This is a genomic window from Kitasatospora sp. NPDC002543 (assembly GCF_053594915.1).
The window spans coordinates 1-17,292 of record NZ_JBSFWR010000093.1; the positions used below are offsets into that span (position 1 = coordinate 1).

15 protein-coding genes are annotated in these 17,292 nt (G+C 74.5%); 9 read left to right on the top strand and 6 right to left on the bottom strand.

All coding sequences use genetic code 11. From position 1 onward, the window contains the following. Positions 1–13: 13 nt before the first annotated feature. The 4 genes from ACWD4P_RS29715 to ACWD4P_RS29730 form a co-directional block, all read right to left on the bottom strand. Positions 14–1,063 (bottom strand): glycosyltransferase family A protein, encoded by a 1,050-nt coding sequence (locus ACWD4P_RS29715; protein WP_449781752.1) that lies wholly within the window; start codon positions 1,061–1,063, stop codon positions 14–16. Between the two features lie 11 nt (positions 1,064–1,074). Beyond that, positions 1,075–2,679 (bottom strand): Rieske 2Fe-2S domain-containing protein, encoded by a 1,605-nt coding sequence (locus tag ACWD4P_RS29720; RefSeq protein ID WP_449781753.1) that lies wholly within the window; start codon positions 2,677–2,679, stop codon positions 1,075–1,077. Between the two features lie 127 nt (positions 2,680–2,806). After that, the gene (locus tag ACWD4P_RS29725) at positions 2,807–3,124 is read right to left on the bottom strand and encodes a hypothetical protein (RefSeq protein WP_449781754.1); all 318 of its coding nucleotides are present in this window, start codon (positions 3,122–3,124) and stop codon (positions 2,807–2,809) included. 35 nt (positions 3,125–3,159) lie between these two features. Then, positions 3,160–3,300 carry a hypothetical protein gene (locus ACWD4P_RS29730; RefSeq protein WP_359821593.1) on the bottom strand — a complete coding sequence of 47 codons (141 nt, stop codon included), beginning with the start codon at positions 3,298–3,300 and terminating at the stop codon, positions 3,160–3,162. Positions 3,301–3,712: 412 nt separating this feature from the next. Here ACWD4P_RS29730 and ACWD4P_RS29735 point away from each other — a divergent pair, with 412 nt between their 5' ends. Beyond that, a complete protein-coding gene (locus ACWD4P_RS29735; RefSeq protein ID WP_449781755.1) occupies positions 3,713–4,756 on the top strand; it encodes a VanZ family protein in 1,044 nt (347 codons plus the stop codon). A gap of 35 nt (positions 4,757–4,791) precedes the next feature. Here the strand turns inward: ACWD4P_RS29735 and ACWD4P_RS29740 are convergent, their stop codons facing one another. Continuing rightward, a complete protein-coding gene (locus ACWD4P_RS29740; RefSeq protein WP_449781756.1) occupies positions 4,792–5,841 on the bottom strand; it encodes a YncE family protein in 1,050 nt (349 codons plus the stop codon). 128 nt (positions 5,842–5,969) lie between these two features. Between ACWD4P_RS29740 and ACWD4P_RS29745 the strand changes: the two genes are divergently transcribed. From ACWD4P_RS29745 to ACWD4P_RS29760, 4 genes are all read left to right on the top strand, one after another. Beyond that, on the top strand, positions 5,970–6,878 hold the full coding sequence (locus ACWD4P_RS29745) for a LysR family transcriptional regulator (RefSeq protein WP_449781773.1): 909 nt from the start codon (positions 5,970–5,972) through the stop codon (positions 6,876–6,878). A gap of 172 nt (positions 6,879–7,050) precedes the next feature. Continuing rightward, the gene (locus ACWD4P_RS29750; RefSeq protein WP_449781757.1) at positions 7,051–7,551 is read left to right on the top strand and encodes a hypothetical protein; all 501 of its coding nucleotides are present in this window, start codon (positions 7,051–7,053) and stop codon (positions 7,549–7,551) included. 106 nt (positions 7,552–7,657) lie between these two features. Beyond that, positions 7,658–9,301 (top strand): multicopper oxidase family protein, encoded by a 1,644-nt coding sequence (locus ACWD4P_RS29755; RefSeq protein WP_449781758.1) that lies wholly within the window; start codon positions 7,658–7,660, stop codon positions 9,299–9,301. A 458-nt stretch (positions 9,302–9,759) separates the two neighbouring features. After that, complete coding sequence (locus ACWD4P_RS29760) at positions 9,760–11,571, top strand: amino acid transporter (protein WP_449781774.1); 1,812 nt, start codon at positions 9,760–9,762, stop codon at positions 11,569–11,571. A 190-nt stretch (positions 11,572–11,761) separates the two neighbouring features. Here the strand turns inward: ACWD4P_RS29760 and ACWD4P_RS29765 are convergent, their stop codons facing one another. Continuing rightward, on the bottom strand, positions 11,762–12,364 hold the full coding sequence (locus ACWD4P_RS29765) for a transglycosylase family protein (protein ID WP_449781759.1): 603 nt from the start codon (positions 12,362–12,364) through the stop codon (positions 11,762–11,764). Between the two features lie 233 nt (positions 12,365–12,597). Between ACWD4P_RS29765 and ACWD4P_RS29770 the strand changes: the two genes are divergently transcribed. The 4 genes from ACWD4P_RS29770 to ACWD4P_RS29785 all read left to right on the top strand — a co-directional run bounded on the left by ACWD4P_RS29770 (position 12,598) and on the right by ACWD4P_RS29785 (position 17,233). Continuing rightward, positions 12,598–13,452, top strand: coding sequence for an S-methyl-5'-thioadenosine phosphorylase (locus ACWD4P_RS29770; protein ID WP_449781760.1), 855 nt, complete (start codon positions 12,598–12,600; stop codon positions 13,450–13,452). Between the two features lie 158 nt (positions 13,453–13,610). After that, the gene (locus ACWD4P_RS29775) at positions 13,611–15,212 is read left to right on the top strand and encodes a purple acid phosphatase family protein (protein ID WP_449781761.1); all 1,602 of its coding nucleotides are present in this window, start codon (positions 13,611–13,613) and stop codon (positions 15,210–15,212) included. 97 nt (positions 15,213–15,309) lie between these two features. Next, complete coding sequence (locus ACWD4P_RS29780) at positions 15,310–15,969, top strand: lysophospholipid acyltransferase family protein (protein WP_449781762.1); 660 nt, start codon at positions 15,310–15,312, stop codon at positions 15,967–15,969. Positions 15,970–16,135: 166 nt separating this feature from the next. Beyond that, positions 16,136–17,233: a tetratricopeptide repeat protein gene (locus ACWD4P_RS29785; protein WP_449781763.1), complete on the top strand. Its 1,098-nt coding sequence runs from the start codon at positions 16,136–16,138 to the stop codon at positions 17,231–17,233. The last annotated feature ends 59 nt before the right edge of the window (positions 17,234–17,292 follow it).

Below are 17,292 nucleotides of genomic sequence, written 5' to 3' on the forward strand. Positions count from 1 at the left end.
GGGCTGTCGGCGCTCACCGGCGGCCCGCCGCGGGGGTGGGCGTGCCGCCGGTGGCCGCCGCCGGTGGGAGCGCGCGCCGGTACAGCCGCCGGAACCGGGGGCTGAGCAGCCACTGGCCGGCCCCGACCGCCGCGCCCGCCGTCACCGCGGCGCCCGCCGCGAAGTGCAGGGCGGTGTACCCGGCGGCCGTCGCGACCCCGCGCTCGCGGACCAGGAAGGCGTGGAAGCCGCGGTCGGCGAGCACGGCGCCGGCCGCCAGCGCGGCGGTGGCCGGCAGCGCCCGGCGGTCCACCAGGGCGAGCGGGAGGGAGGCGACGGCGCCGGCCGCGGCGAGCGCGGCGACGGCCCGGGAGCGGGTCTCGAACCCGCGCATGAAGCCCCGGTGGTCCACGTAGAGCGGTACCCGGAGCCTCGCCCGCCGGAACAACTTGCGGACCAGGCCGGACAGTTGCTCCTCGTCGTTGTGCCGGCCCTCGATCGCGGAGCTGAGCTCGATCCGGTGGGTGGCCGACAGCCGTACACCGAAGTCGATCTCCTCGGTCTGGCGCAGTGCCGGGTTCAGCCCGCCGGAGTCCAGGAACAGCGAGCGGCGGATGGCCGCCAGGGCGGAGAACCACGGGGTGACGGTGCCCTCGGAGCTGGCCCGCCAGTAGTACGACTGGAGGATCCGGTAGTCCCCGACCAGGGTGGTCGGCAGCAGCGGCTCCTTGGCGGTGATGCCGCACACCGAGCCGATCCCCGGGTCGGCGGTCAGCCGCTCCACGGCGGCGGCGACCGAGGTCGGGGACAGTCCGACGTCGGCGTCCAGGAAGAAGACGATCTCGCCGAGGGCCTCCCGGGCGCCGCGGTTGCGGGTCTCGGCGGGCCCGGAGTTGCGTTCCTGGCGGACCAGTCGGCACGGGTACTTCTCGGCGATCCGGGCCGATTCGTCGGTGCTGGCGTCGTCGACCACGACGATCTCGAGGTTCGGGTAGGTCTGGGCGGTCACCGCCTCCAGGCAGGCGGGCAGCGTGCGGGCGTCGTTGTAGAGCGGGATGACCACCGACACCAGGGGAAGGGTCATGACAGTCCTGTTCAGGCTGCGGGGATCTCGGGCAGGTCCGGGTCATCGTCGGACGGGGGCACCCTCGCCTCGCTGATGATCTTCCGGTCGTCACTGGTCAGGCAGCGGCCGGTGGCCAGGTCGAACTCCCAGTCGTGCAGGCGGCAGGTGAGGACGCCGTCCCGGTGGGAGCCGAACCGGACCAGGTCCGCCTTGAGATGGGGGCAGAGCCGCTGGACGACGTAGTCGCCGGCCCTGGCCCGCTCCTCGGTCTGGCTCAACTCCGCGTAGTAGCCCTCGACATAGGACATCCGCTCGGTCGAGAGAGAAGCGAAGAAGGTGGTCACGAACTCGTTGAAGGGCCCCTTGCGGGCGGCCTTGAAGCGGCAGGACAGGAACAGCTCGTTCGCCCAGTCGGGGCAGCGCTCGGCGACCAATCGCTCCACCAGCGGCCGGGGCAGCTCGAAGCGGTAGCGGCAGTCCTCGCCCGCCCACGGGGCCACCCGCCGGTCCAGGAAGTCGAACAGGATCTGCTCGCGGGGCGCGTCCGCGTCCGCCGGGACGGTGTCCACCACCTCGACCAGGACCCGGCCGTTGACGCCCTCGCAGGTGTGGTCGGCGTACCGCAGCAGCGGCTCCACCCACTCCTTGAGGCTCGCCAGCAGATCGGTGCGCTCCGTCGGCCAGCCGGCCTTCTCGGCGCGGATCCGGTCGGCCCGGCGGGCCTGGTACTCGCGCAGGTAGCCGGTGCGGTCGTCGCGGATCCGGGCGACCGTCCGCTCGTCGACCTGCTCCAGCCGGCAGCTCCGGTTCGGGCCCAGCTCGGCCACGGTGCCCGGCAGGAACAGGTGGGAGTTGGCCACCCCGTGCTCCCGCAGGAAGTCGAGGAAGACCCACTGGTCGGGGAAGATGTTGGCGTCGTCCCCGTCCAGGTCGTTGAGGTGGAAGAGCTCCTCGTCCAGGAAGCAGGGCGGCCCGGCGAACGGGAAGACGTGCTCGGCGCCGTACTGCTCGACGTAGTTGAGCGCGCGGGCCATGCCGTTGCGGCGCTTGCGGCGGCCGACGGTCTGCTTCATCCGGGCGGGGAAGTCGTACACCATCGGGTACCAGATCGCCCCGGAGTACTGGAGGAAGTGCCCGGCGAGCGGCCCGAAGGACCTGATCCGGGGCTCGTCGACCGGCCGGGCGTCGTTCTGGTTGAGGATCCTGGTGCCGTTGTCGTCGATGAGGATCGCGGAGTCGCCGATCGGGCCGTCGGTCGGCGAGGTGAGCGCGTTGACCATCACCTGGACGCCGCCGTCGAGCCGGGTCGGTTCGAGGTCCCGGGTCTGGACGAAGTGGCGGAAGCCGAGGTCCTCCAGGGAGGTCCGCAGGTCGCGGACCGGGTAGTCCGGCAGCAGCACCACGGTGTCCTTGGACATCCGGGTCCGCAGCCACTCGGCGTCGAAGTGGTCGTGGTGGAGGTGGGAGACGTACAGGTACTCCGCGGTGTGCAGCTGGGCCGTGTCCATCGCCTCGTTGTCGGGGAAGGGGAACCACGAGGCGAAGAAGGCCGGATTGAACCAGGGGTCGCACAGGATGCGTCCGGCACTGGTCTCCACGAGCAGGCCGGCATGGCCGACCGATGTGATGCGCATGAGTCTCCGATGACGGTCGAGCGACTTCGGGAGGGGGTGACCGGGGCGGCGTGCGGCGGGCAACAGCCGTCGGGGGAGCCGCCGTCGGGGTGCGGTCGCGGTGCCGTGCGGGTGGGGAGCGGGGTCGTCAGCGGGCGTCGGGCCGGGGACCGCCGGGCCGGTCGAGCACCTTGAAGTCCGCGACGGCGAACCGGGCGAGGGCCGTCGGGCCGATGACGGCCCGGTTCGCGATCGCGATGGCGCGGCCGACGGCGTCGATCTGGTCGCAGTCGGCGAGGTAGAAGGTCAACCGGACGCCCCGGGGGGTGATGTGGACGTGGAGGTGCTCGACGCCGTCGCGGGCGGACGTCACACTGTCCAGGGCCGAGAGCACGGCCCCGACGGGCGGCCCGGCGCCCGCCGGACCGCCCGTCGGGGCCGTCAGCAGGACGCCGACGAGGTGCACCGGAGGCCCCGGGGGTGTTGGGGGGAACCGGCCGGTCAGCCCCAGGAGAAGCCGTCGCCCGAGGCGGCCGAGACCGCCTCCGGGGCCGGGCGGCGGGAGAGCGGGGCGGCGGGTGCCGCGTCGGAACCGGCCGTCGCCCGGTGTGCGGGACCGCGGGAGAGCGCGGAGGTGAGCATGGGGAAGTCCTCCGAATCCAGGGGGGTTTCGGGCCGCGATCGTTCGCTCGCGGCCTCGGCGGTCCCAAGATTCGCACGGGCCCCCCGGGCGCTCACACGATTTCGGGGTGACACCAAGCGCGTGGCAGCTTCGGGCCAGGGTCGGAGCGCCGAGCCGACCCCGGATGAGCTGCGGGGCAGCCGTGTTGGCAGGTTTCGGTCAGGCGGAAGCTGTCAGAACGGCCGCCGTCCCGCGTTCCGCGATGCGGACAGGGCGGCTTGGAGCGGGCGGCGCGGACGCTGTGGGCGGCGCGGGCGGCGTGTACGAGCAGGGCGCGGGTGGGGCGCGGGTGGGGCCGGGGCCGCGGGCTGGGGTAGCGTTCCTCTGTCCACCAACCACTCGGCCCGGTAGGGCCCTTGACCGGAAGTCCCGATGATCGAAGCAAGCTACTCGGCCGCGCCCGCGCTGCTGCCCGTGTTCCTCGTCCTCGGGGCGGTGTTCACCGCCGCGACCGCCTGGTGGGCCCGTCGCAGGGGAGTGGCGGTGCCGTCGGCGGTGCTCTGGGGACTGAGCCTGGCGGGCGAGGTGGCGGTGACGCTCACGCCGACGAGCAGCGCGGACACCGGGCAGGCGCTCTGCAGGGTCGGGTCGGTGGTGTGGACGGAGGTGACGGGCCCGCAGGGGCTGATGAACGTCGCGCTCTACGTGCCGCTGGCGTACTTCGGCGTGCTGCTCTTCCGGCGGCCCGCCACCGTGCTCGCCGGCTCCGTGCTGCTCTCCGCCACCACCGAGGTCGTGCAGACCCTGCTCGGGACCGGACGGGCCTGCGACGGGACCGACTTCGTCGACAACGCGGCCGGCGCGCTGCTGGGCACCGTCCTCGCCGTCGGCTGGCTGCTGGTGCGGCGGAGCGGCCTCCCCCGGGTGCGCCGGGACCTCGTCCACGGGCTGGTGCTGGCCACCGTCGGGCTGGCGGGGGTCGGGCTGGTGGTCCACTTCGGCGTCCGGACGTACCGGGACGCGTCGGTCTTCGCCGCGCCGCCGTCCGACGACCTGGTGACGGCGCGGCGGGTGGCGGAGGGGCTGTTCGGCCCGGGCACCCTGGTGGACACCACCACGACCGACGCCGACCCCGGGCCGGCCCCGCGGGTCATGGAGGTCACCACCGACCGCGGCAGCTTCCGGATCGAGCAGCCCGGCGGACGGCTGCTCGCCGCCACCGCGGCGGCTTCCGCCGGGGCCGACGTGCCCGGCCTTCCGCCGGAGCGGCTCGTCGCCGCCGGAACGGCCTTCGCCGGCACCTGGTTCGCCGACCGGACCGCGGGCCTGACCCCGACCGTCACCCCCGCCGGCCCGGACGGCCGCTCCCGGACGCTCGGCTACCGCCGCGACGACGCGGCCGCGGGCCGGCCGCCGGTCCACGTCGAGCTGACCGTGGCACCCGACGGCCGGATCGTGACGGCCACGTCGTCATAGGGGTCGTCCTCGAACTCCCTTCGCTCCGTGGGGGATCAGGCCGGGCGGGGGAGGTAGGCCAGGCCGTGGGCGCCCGGCTCGGCGAGCTTGGGCACGCTGAGGCGGGAGACGGGGGCGAGGGTGTCCAGGTCGACGATGTCGACGGTGGAGGAGACGACGCAGGAGACGTAGCCGAGGCGGCCGTCCGGGGAGGAGGTGATGGTGAGCGGGAAGAGGCCCACCTCGACCTCGCCGATCCGGCGGTGGTCCTCGGCGTCGAACACCGTGAGCCGGCCCGGGAGTTGGCGCCCCAGGGCGGAGTCCGGGTCGGGCGTCGTCCGGACCTCGCCGACCAGCAGCCGGCCTGTCGGGGTGAGGTGCACCGGCAGCGCCGGGGAATCCGTCGGCAGGACGGCCGTGACGGTCCCGGTCGGTACGTCGATGACGCGGATGCCCGGCGTCGCGCCGAGCGACGGGGAGAAGTACGGGCCTGCGGCGTAGACCCGGCTGCCGTCGGGGGAGACGGCCAGGCCCTCGCTGCCGGGAACCTCGACCTTGGCGGTCAGCACCCCCCGGTCGAGGTCCACGACCGAGACGAAGGGCGCCTCCTTGTTGGTGGCGAAGCCGGTCCGGCCGTCCGGGGAGAGCGCGAACCAGTGCGGGCCGGGGGCGTCGGTGTCGATCCGGCCGAGCGGGCGGCGGGTCTCGGCGTCGATGACGACCACGCCGCCGGGGCGGTCCGCGCCGCCCTCCACGCTGACGTACAGCCGGCCGCGGGCGGCGTCCAACGCCAGTCCGTGCGGCCCGTGTTCGGGGGAGAGGTCGATCACGTCGACGATCCGGCGGGTGTCGGCGTCGATGACGGTCACCTCGGTGCGGCGGCCGCTGTTGGCGTGGTAGTAGCCCGAGTGGTACGCGCTGGTGCACCAGAGCAGCCGCCGGGCCGGGTCGAAGCAGAGCTCGTGCGGCTCGGCGAGGACCTCGACCGTGTCCAGCAGCCGGTCGTCGGCGGCGTCGTAGAAGCACACGGTCGGGCCGCTCTGGCTGACGACGGCCAGGACGTCGCCGGCGCGGGCGGTGCGGTCGGTGCTGGCGGGCTGTGACATGGGGACTCCTCGGGGAGGGGCTTCGCGTTGGTTTCCACCTTCGTGGGCGACGGCCCGGGGAACCATGCAAAGATCGGCATCGGATAGTTGCCGGGAACGCAAAGGCCCAGCTCGGGAGCGCGGAAATGATGGACCTCAACCTGTTGCGGGCCCTGGACGCCCTGCTCCAGGAGAACAGCGTGACCCGCGCGGCCGAACGCCTCGGCACCTCGCCGGCGGCGGTCAGCCGGATGCTGGCCCGGCTGCGCCGCGCCGTCGAGGACCCGTTGCTGGTGCGGGCCGGCCAGGGCCTCGTCCCGACCCCGCGGGCGCTCGAACTGCGCGAGGAGGTCGGGGCGTTGCTGCGCGGCTGCGACAGCGTGCTGCGCCCCGGCGCCGGGTTCGACCCGGTGCACCTCGACCGGACGTTCACGGTGCAGGCCGGTGAACTGGTGCTGGTGCGGACGGCCGGGGTCCTCGTCGAGCGGGTCCGGGCCCGGGCCCCCCGGGTGGACGTGGTCTTCCTGCCGGAGGCGCTGGAGGACGGGCCGGCGCTGCGGCAGGGGCTGGTGGACGTCGAGCTGGGCGTGCTCGGGCACGTGGACCCGGAGGTCCGCACCCGGCCGCTGCTCGCCGTCCCGCTGGTCGGCCTCGCCCGCGCCGGCCATCCGCTCCTCGACGGCCGCCGGATCACCGCCCGGCGCTTCGCGGCCGCCGACCACATCGGCGTCTCCCGGCGCGGCAAGCGGCTCGGTCCGATCGACGCGGCGCTGGACGGGCTCGGGCTGCGGCGCCGGGTGGCGGTCGTGGTGCCCAGCCACACCGGGGCGATGCTGCTGGCCCGGGACAGCGACCTGATCACGCTCGTCCCCGCGGACTGGCTGCCGGACACCGTCGCCGCCCTGGGCCTGCGGACCTTCCCGATCCCGCTCGAACTCGCCCCGCTGGAACTGGGGATGGCCTGGCACCCGCGCAACTCGGCCGACCCGGCGCACCGTTGGTTCCGGGAGCACGTGGCGGCCGCTCTGCTGGGTGCGGGCGTGGGCGACGCTTCCTGACACGGCCGAGCGGGCCCGAGCGGGCCCGAGGCGTCCTGGCGAGGCCCGGGCCGCCGCCGGGGCGCGGCGGGACGCGGAAGAGGGCGGGCGGGGTGCCCGGCGGCGATCCCCGGCGTAGGATCGGGATACCCTGCGGGGGTACGGACGGACGAGCGGGGCTGGGAGGCGGAGCATGGCGCGATCGCGGCCGTTCGACCCGCCCGCGCCCCGGGCACCGCGCCTGCTGCTGCTCGCCGCGTTGCTGCTCGGCATCGTGACCATGCACACGCTCGGCCACCCGGGCGGAGGCCACGGCGGCCACGGCGGGCACGGCGGGCACACGGCGCCGGATACGCACGCCTCCGCGGCGCTCGACCCCATGGCGTACGACTCCCCGACCCACGACTCCGCGGGGCACCCGGCGGTCGGCGACCACCACGGCCGAGCCGCCGCCCCCACCGAGGCCGTCCCCGCCCTCGACCCCGCCACCCCCGGCGGCATGGACCCGATGGCGGTCTGCCTCGCCGTCCTGGCCGGCTGGACCGTGCTGCTGCTCCTGGCCGGCCCGCTGCTGCGCCGCAGCGGCGACGCCGCCGCCGAGGTGCGGGCCCGGGTGCTGCGGGCCGTTCGCGCCCTGCCCCCGCCCGGCGGCGGGCGGATACTCCTCACCCGGCTCTCGGTGCTGCGTCAGTAGGCGCGCGCCCGCCGCCCCGCGCCCGCTCGCACTTTCGAGCGCCCGCGCGCGGACCGGCCGACGCGACGTCCTACACACCCACACACCGCACGAGGTGCACTCCGCCATGCGCACACCCACCCGCCGTACCGTCCTCGGCGCCGCGCTCGCCGCCGCCGGGACCGGCCTGCTCACCGCCTGCTCCTCCGGCTCCATGAAGGGCATGGACCACGCGTCCATGGGCCACGGCCCCACGAGTGGAACGTCCGGCCCGGCCGCCGCCCCGGCCGGCTACCTCGCCCCGAACGGCCCCGAGGTCGCCGCCGCCGAGGCCGCGCGCAACCCCGGCCCGGAGCGCAGGGTCGCGCTCACCGCCACCGAGACCACACTCGACCTCGGCGGCCGCACCGTCCGCAGCTGGGCGTACGGCGACCGCCTGCCCGGCCGGGAGGTGCGTGCCACCCTCGGCGACACGCTCGCCGTCACCCTCGCCAACCACCTCCCGCAGTCCACCTCGCTGCACTGGCACGGCCTCGCCCTGCGCAACGACATGGACGGCGTACCGGGCCTGACCCAGGCCGAGGTCAGGCCCGGCGCCTCCTTCGAGTACCGCTTCGCGCTCACCCACCCGGGCACCTACTGGTTCCACCCGCACTCCGGCGTCCAGCAGGACCGCGGTCTGTACGCCCCGCTGATCGTCGAGGACCCCAAGGAGCCGCTGGCCTACGACAGGGAGTGGGTCGTCGTCCTGGACGACTGGCTGGACGGTGTCGACGGCAGCACCCCGGACGCCGTCCTCGCCGAACTCGCCCGGGGCATGGGCGGGATGGACCACGGGGCCGGCTCCGGGCACGACATGCCGGGGATGCCAGGGATGCCGGGCATGCCCGGCCACGACGCGGCGGGGACGCCCGCGGCGGGGAGCGCTCAGGGCGGCACCGGCCCCAGCCGGATGCTGATGGGCGCCCGGAGCCCGCTGCTGGGCGGCGACGCCGGTGACGTCGGGTACCCGTTCCACCTGGTCAACGGCCGGCTCGCGGTCGCTCCCGAGATCTTCACCGCCAAGCCCGGCGACCGGATCCGGATCCGGCTGGTCAACGCGGGCGGCGACACCGCCTACCGGGTGGCCCTCGGCGGCCACGAGCTGACCGTCACCCACACCGACGGCTTCCCGGTCGAACCCGCCACCACCCAGGCGCTGCTGCTCGGCATGGGCGAGCGCTACGACGTGCTGGTCACCGCCGGGGACGGCGTCTTCCCGCTGACCGCGCTGGCCGAGGGCAAGAACGCCACCGCCCTGGCCGTGCTGCGCACCGGCGCGGGCGCCGCGCCCGAAGCGGCCGTCCGCCCCGCCGAGTTGGACGGCCGGCTGGTCACCGCCGGGCAGCTCAGGGCGGCCCCGGCGGTCCGGCTGCCCGCGAAGGCGCCGGACCGCACGGTGGCGCTGGAGCTCACCGGCGGGATGGCGAAGGCCGACTGGGCGTTCGACGGCCGCAGGTACGACCCGGCGCGGCGCTACCCGGTGGCGGCGGGCGAGCGGGTGCGGCTGGAGTTCCGCAACAGCACCGCCATGTGGCACCCCGTCCACCTGCACGGCCACAGTTTCGCGCTGCCCGGCGACGGCCCGCGAAAGGACACCGCGATCGTGCTGCCGGGTGCGACGCTGGCCGTCGAGTTCGACGCCGACAACCCGGGCCTGTGGATGGTGCACTGCCACAACGTCTACCACGCGGAGACGGGCATGATGACCGTCCTCGGCTACCGGGCCTGACCCCGGGGCTCCCCCCCCGCGGGAAAAGACCCAGGGCGCGTCCCGGGAGGGGCCCCGGACCGGCACATCGGTCCGGGGCCCCTCCGTTCCCGGCACCCGGTCCGCCGCACCGTGCCACCCGCGCCGACCTGCGGGGCCATGACGTTTTCTTAACGCGGCCCGGTAGCGGATTCTTAACGCCCGTCGCATAGCGTGTCGCTCTGCCGTCGCCCGACGGCGTTTTTACGGGGTCTTTAAACAAGAGGTGCAAGGTGGTTTCGTCGGGTTCGACGGAGACGGCGGAGTCGGACGCGCCGTCGGCGCGAATACGCCTCCGCAGCTGGCTGCTGGAGGACGTGAGCGCGGAGAAGCCCGCCGCGCAGGGCGCCCCCGAGGAGTCGGCCGAGGGCGCGGCGGCGGGGGACTCCGCCGCGCCGGTCGCGCACGGCGGGCCCGTCGGCCAGCGCTGGTGGCGCGTGATGTGCCTGACCGGCCTGGACTACTTCTCGACGCTCGGCTACCAGCCGGGCATCGCGGCGCTCGCCGCGGGCGTGCTGTCGCCGATCGCCACCATCGTGCTGGTGGTGGTCACCCTGCTGGGCGCCCTGCCGGTCTACCGGCGGGTGGCCAAGGAGAGCCCGCGCGGTGAGGGCTCGATCGCGATGCTGGAGCGGCTGCTGTCGTTCTGGAAGGGCAAGCTGTTCGTCCTCGCGCTGCTCGGCTTCGCGGCCACGGACTTCCTGATCACCATCACGCTGTCCGCCGCCGACGCGAGCGCGCACCTGGTGGAGAACCCGCACCTGACCGGCTTCCTCGGCGGCAAGCAGGTGCTGATCACGCTGGTCCTGGTGGCCATGCTCGGCGCGGTCTTCCTCAAGGGCTTCAGCGAGGCGATCGGCCTGGCGGTGTTCCTGGTCGGGGCGTACCTGGCGCTGAACGTGGTCGTGGTGGCGGTCGGCCTCTGGAAGATCATCGAGGCCCCGCACGTGGTCACCGACTGGACGACCGCGCTGACGGCCCAGCACGGCAACCCGATCGTCATGGTCGGCGTGGCCCTGGTGACCTTCCCGAAGCTGGCGCTCGGCCTGTCCGGCTTCGAGACCGGCGTCGCCGTGATGCCGCACATCAAGGGCGACCCGACCGACACCGAGGCCGATCCGGCCGGCCGGATCCGCGGCACCCGCAAACTGCTGACCACCGCCGCCGTGATCATGAGCGCCTTCCTGATCACCACCAGCTTCATCACCACGCTGCTCATCCCGGCCGACCAGTTCAAGGCCGGCGGCGAGGCCAACGGCCGCGCCCTGGCGTACCTGGCGCACGAGTACCTGGGCGGCGCCTTCGGCAGCGTCTACGACCTCTCCACCATCGCGATCCTCTGGTTCGCCGGCGCCTCCGCCATGGCGGGCATGCTCAACCTGCTGCCCCGTTACCTGCCGCGCTACGGCATGGCCCCGCACTGGGCCCGCGCGGTGCGGCCGATGGTGATCGTGCTGACCCTGATCGGCTTCCTGGTCACCTGGATCTTCGACGCCAACGTGGACGCCCAGGGCGGCGCCTACGCCACCGGTGTGCTGGTGCTGATCAGCTCCGCCGCCATCGCGGTGACCATCGCCGCGCACAAGAAGCGCGAGCGCGGCTGGACCGTCGCCTTCGCGATCATCGCGGCGATCTTCCTCTACACCACGGTGCTGAACGTGCTGGAGCGGCCGGACGGCCTGAAGATCGGCGCCTGTTTCATCGCCGGCATCATCCTGGTCTCGCTGCTCTCCCGGCTGCGCCGCGCCTTCGAGCTGCGCGTCACCAATGTGGCCATGGACGATGTGGCGGAACGTTTCATCAGGGACTACGCCCACCGTCCGCTGCGGCTGATCGCCAACGAGCCCAGCCACCGCGACCTCGCCGAGTACCGCGACAAGATCCGCCAGATCCGCGCCGACAACGACATCCCCGGCGAGGACGACCTGGTCTTCGTCGAGGTGACCGTCCGCGACGCCTCCGACTTCGAGGCCGAGCTGACCGTGCGCGGCGAGGTGCTGCACGGCCGCTACCGGGTGCTCACCCTGGAGAGCTCCAGCATCCCGAACGCGCTGGCCGCGCTGGCGCTGAACATCCGGGACCGCACCGGACAGCAGCCGCACCTCTACTTCGAGTGGACCGAGGGCAGCCCCTTCGCCCAGTTCCTGCGGTTCTTCCTGTTCGGACAGGGCGAGGTCGCGCCGGTCACCCGTGAGGTGCTGCGCGAGGCCGAGCCGGACCGCTCGCGCCGCCCGCGCGTCCACGTCGGCTGACGTCCGCCCGCGCCGGCAGTCCCGGCCGCCCCGTCCTGGCCGCCCCGTCCGGTCCGCCGCTCCGGTCCGCCGCTCAGGCCCGTCCGCTCCCCGTGAGCGGGCGGGCCGTCCGCCTCCCCGGCCGGAACGACGGACCGCCGCCCGCGCCGGGAAGGGCGCGGACGGCGGTCGGGACGGGGCGGGGGAGGGATCAGGAGGGGAGTTCGAGGACCATGCCGGGCTCGATGAGGTCCGGGTCCTCGCCGATGGTGGCGAGGTTGAGCTCGTAGAGCGCGGGCCAACCGCCGGGAACGCGCAGGCGCTCGGCGATCCCGCCGAGGGTGTCGTTCCGGCGGACGGTCCACGTGCCGTCCTCCGAGACGGCCGGGGCCGGTTCGGCGGCCGGGGGCGCCGGGGCGGGCTCCCGGCCGTGGCCGCGGGCGGCGCGGGCGCCGCAGACGGGCCAGGGGGAGAGGCCGCGGCGGTCGGCGAGGTGCTGGGCGACGGCGATCTGCTGCTCACGGGTGGCGAGGTCGGCACGCGAGGCGTAGGCGAGGCCGCCGTTCTCCCGCCACGTGGGCTGGTCGAACTGGAGGCCGCCGTAGTAGCCGTTGCCGGTGTTGACGCGCCAGTTGCCGCTGCTCTCGCAGGCTGCCACGCGGTCCCAGTCGTACGAGCCGCCGTCAGCCCTTCCGGGGTCGGACCCGCCGTCGCGACCTGGTGGCGCGGCGTGGGCCGCGGGTGCGGCGAGGGCCACGGACAGGGCGCAGAGCGCGGTCGGGACGATGCGGCGCAGACGGGCGGTGGGAGGCATGGGCGGCTCTCAAGCTCGGGGACGAGGACCCGCGCCGTCCGCGGACGACGCACTCCCACCCATGCACGCCGGGCGGGGTGTTCCGGCGCCGACACGACCGGTGGGTCACCCGCACGGCGGTCCGGGACCACCTCGCCGGCCCGCGGCCGAACGGCCGTCACCCTCGTCCTGCGCCGCTCTCCGCCACCGATCTACAGTGGGCCCGGGACGTTCCTCGAAGAAGGGTGCGAACGATGACCATCGATCAGGGCGCCGTACGGGCCGAGGTGGGCGTGATCGGCGGCTCGGGGCTGTACGCGCTGCTGGACGACGTGACCGAGCTGCGGGTCGACACGCCGTACGGGCCGCCGAGCGACGCGCTGTTCCTCGGCGAGGTGGCCGGCCGCCGGGTCGCCTTCCTGCCGCGGCACGGGCGCGGCCACGGCCTGCCGCCGCACCGGATCAACTACCGGGCCAACCTGTGGGCGCTGCACGCGCTGGGTGTGCGGCAGGTGCTCGGACCGTGCGCGGTGGGCGGATTGCGGCCGGAGTACGGGCCGGGCACGCTGCTGGTGCCGGACCAGTTCGTGGACCGGACCTCGGGCCGGGTGCAGACCTTCTACGACGGTCAGCCGCTGCCGAATGGCTCCGTGCCCGGGGTGGTGCACGTGTCGATGGCCGACCCGTACTGCCCGGTCGGGCGGCGGGCGGCCCTGGACGCGGCCCGCGACGCGGCCTGGGAACCGGTGGACGGCGGCACCCTGGTGGTCATCGAGGGGCCGCGCTTCTCGACCCGCGCCGAGTCCCGCTGGTTCTCCGCCAACGGCTGGTCGGCGGTCGGCATGACCGGCCACCCGGAGGCCGTGCTCGCGCGTGAACTCGGCCTCTGCTACACCTCGTTGGCGCTGGTGACGGACCTCGACGCGGGGGTGGCGACGGGGGACGGAGTGACCCACGCGCAGGTGCTGGAGGTCTTCTCGGGGAACGTCGACCGGCTGCGCGCGGTGCTCTTCGAGGCGTTGGAGAGCCTGCCCGCCGAGCGGGACTGCGTCTGCTCGCACGCCCTGGACGGGGTCGCCACCGGTCTGCCGGGCGTCCTCGGCGGCTGACCGTTCCGGCCCTGCCCCCTCGGCCTCCGGTTTTCGCGCCCCGCTCTCCCGGGTTCCGGCGTGCTGGTCAACTGGCCGACTGGGCAAGGGAGTCGAAAAGGCATCCGGCGGTGCCGGACCTCTTGTCAAAGGTTAGGGAAGTTTCCTAACTTGATGTCATGTCCGAGACCGAGACCCCCCGGCACACCCGGCGCGACCTCCTCCGAGCCGGCGCGGCGGGCGGGGCGGCCCTCGCGACCGGCGGCCTCCTGCTGCCCGGTACCGCCCTGGCCGCCCCGCGTCCGACCGCCCTCGCCACCCCGGCCCTCCCCTCCGCCCAGGCCGCCCCCGCCACCCCGACCGTCCCCGTACCCCGGAGCGAGCGGACCGCCGGGTCCGCGCTGCGGCCCTTCGGCCGCCACCTCGCCTTCGGGGCCGACCCCTCCCAGCAGGTCGTCGTCTCCTGGCAGGTGCCGGACGCGGTGACCGCCCCCTTCGTCCGGATCGGGGTCCAGCCCGGCGACCTCGGCGCCCCCGTCGCCGCCGAGGTCCGCACCCTGGTCAGCAAGCTCTCCTGGCAGCACCCGGTCGAGGACCAGCCCCTGGTCAAGCCCACCACCGTCACCCAGTACTACCTGCACGCGCGGCTGGACCAGCTGATCCCGGACACCACGTACTACTACGTCGTGGGCCACCAGGGCTACGACCCGGCCGGCCAGGGCGCCCGGCTCGGCGACGTGGCGAGCTTCCGCACCGCGCCCGCCCCCGGCCGCGGCGCCGGGTTCACCTTCACGGCCTTCGGCGACCAGGGCATCGGGTACAACGCGGCCGCCACCGGAAACCTGATCGCCGGCCTCGACCCCGCCTTCCACCTCCACATGGGTGACCTCTCCTACGCCAACGCCGGCGGCAGCGGCAAGACCAGCGACGCGTACGACGCCCGGCTGTGGGACTCCTTCTTCGTGCAGAACGACCCCGTCGCCTCCCGGACCCCGTGGATGCCGGCGATCGGCAACCACGAGATGGAGCCCTGGTACGGCGCCGACGGCTACGGCGGCATGCGCGCCCGGTTCACGACGCCCGACAACGCCTGGAGCCAGTCCACCGGCATCTACTCCTGGCGGTACCAGAACGTCGGCCTGATCAGCCTCGACGGCAACGACGTCTGCTACAACACCCCGGCCAACCTCGACTACACCAAGGGCAAGCAGAAGAAGTGGCTGGAGAGCCGGCTCACCGCGCTCCGCGCCGACACCGGCATCGACTTCATCGTCGTCTACCTGCACCAGTGCACGTACTCCACCTGCCACGACAACGGGGCCGAACTCGGCGCGCAGCAGGACTGGGCCCCGCTGTTCGACAAGTACCAGGTGGACCTGGTGCTCAGTGGCCACAACCACGTCTACGAGCGGACCGACCCCATCCGGGCCGGCAAGGCCACCCGCAAGGTCGCGTCCGGCGACACCGTGAACCCGGTGAAGGACGGCACCACCTACGTCGTCGCGGGCGGAGGCGGCGGCGGGCTCTACTCCTTCCCGGCCTCCGACACCTACCTCGGGCACGAGACCGCGAACGACAAGTCCGTCCCCATGGTGGTCTCCGACCGCAGTGGGCACAACCAGACCGTCAAGGTCACCTGGTCGAGGGTCCGCTACACCGGCTACTGCCTGGTCTCCGTCGACGTCACCCCCGCCGCGGCGGGCAGGCCCGCCCGGATGGAGGTGCGCTCCCTGATGGAGGACGGTACGGCCGTGGACCGGGTCACCGTGCAGCGGGGCTGACCCCGGCCCCCGTTTGAGTACTCGTACTCAGGCGGGGGGTGGCGGCGCTCGGCGAGCATGGGAGTGCCACGCCGCCGAAGGCCACGAAGGAGCAGCCGTGCTCGGCCGAATCGCCGCCACCCTGGTGCCCGTCCTCGGCCGCCTCTCCGTCACCTCCGAGACGGCGGGCCCGGTCGCCCCGGGCAGCATCGTCGCCGCCAACCACAGCTCGCTCGCCGACCCCGGCGTGGTGCTGGCCGCACTGCGCCGGCTGGGCACCGAACCGGTGGTGATGGCGACCGCCGGGCTGTGGAAGGTGCCGGTGCTGGGCGGTGTGCTGCGGGCCGGCGGGCACATCCCCGTCCACCGCGGGACGGCCCGGGCCGCCGCGGCCCTCGACGGGGCCGCGGCGGCGCTCGCGGCCGGCCGGGTCGTCCTGATCTACGGGGAGGGCGGCCTGCCCGACCGGCGGGACTCCGGTGACGAGCGGCCCCGCCCCTTCCGCACCGGCCTGGCCCGGCTCGCGGTGGCCACCGGCGCCCCCGTGGTGCCGCTCGGCCAGTGCGGAGCCCGCCGCCTCAGCTCGGGCGGCACCGCCAAACAGCTCGCCGGATTCGCCACCGCCCCCCTGCGGCGCCCCGCCCTCCACGTCCACCTCGGCACCCCGCTCCACCTGGAGGGAGCCGTCCCCGAGGCCACCGCCGCCGCCCATCGTGCCGTCACCGCCGCCTGGCGCCGGGCGGAGCGGTGCTGCCGGCGGGCGGGCCCGACTGGCTGACCGTCAGTTCGCCGTCGGTGCCGTGCTGGCGTCCGCCCCGGGCTGTGCGGCCGGCTCCGGAGAGAGGCCCCCGGCCGGGCGTCGGGACGGCTTGTCGGTGCGGAGTGAGAGGGTGGGGAGACCCGGGTGGGCCACGCCGGGGGAGCAGGCGGCTGGGGAGGCCCGTGTGGACAGTGAACCGACCATCGACTGGCGACCGCAGTACCGGGGGGACGACACGCGTCCCGAAGTCCTCGCGCACTTCGAGCGGTTCGTCTCCGCACCGGACGAGGAGGGGCTGGCCGCCCTGAAGGGGGTGGCCCTGTCGGCCGACGCGCGCGCGGGGGACCTGCACGCGTTGGCGTCGGCCTACCTGGTGACCGGCGGTTTCGCCGACGCGATACCGCTGTTGGAGTTCCTGGCGGACTCGGGGCCGGACGGTCCGGCCGTACGGTGCGACCTCGCCGGCGCCTACGTCCGGATCGGCAGTGTGGACCGGGCGGGGCGGGAACTGGAGCGCGTGCTCGCGGCCCACCCCGACTGCGCCGCGGCCGAACGGCAGCTCGCCGAGGTCCTGGCCTGGTCGCGGTGGCACGCGGCGGAGGTGGACCTCATGCGACAGCAGGCCGGGCTGCTCTCCGAGCTGGTCGGCGACGGGACGGGCGGCCGGGCCGAGTGGACGGCCCTGGCGAGGGTGCTGTACCGGCTGGCCGGCGTCCCGCGCACCGACGTGGACTGGCCGGACGTGGTGGCCGTCCTGGAACGGGCCCAGCACCTCGACCCCGATCACGAGCAGGTGCTGGAGCTCCTCGCGGCGGCGGCCCACCACGCGGGGGACGAGGCGCGGTGGCACGGGGCGCTGCGGGAGCTGGAGCGGGTCGCTCCCGGATCCGAACACCTCGGCCACTGGCGGTCGGTGCCGACGGCCGCCCCGTCGAACCCCGACCGGCTGCTCGGTCTGGCCGCCGAGCCGGAGGAGGTCCACGGCGCCGTCCGGGAACTCCGGGCGCTGTACCGGGCGAGCCCCAACAACCCGGACGTGCTGCGCTGCGTGGTGCAGGCGGAGATCGGCATCGGCAATGTGGCGGAGGCGCTGTGGCTGGCCGAGGGGCTGGCCGCCGTGGAGGGGCTCGACTTCTACGGGCACGGCGCCCTGGCGATGGTCTACGGGCTGCTCCGGGACGGCCGGGCGCGGGAGCACGTCGCCGCGGCGCTGGAGCTCGCGCCGGACGAGGACGAGCGGGCCGAGTTCCTGGCCCGGTTCGACGCGGCGGTCGAGGGCTGAGACCGGTCCCGGGGCGGGGGATTTGCCCAGGAAACGGCGAGGCATTTCCGACTATGGGC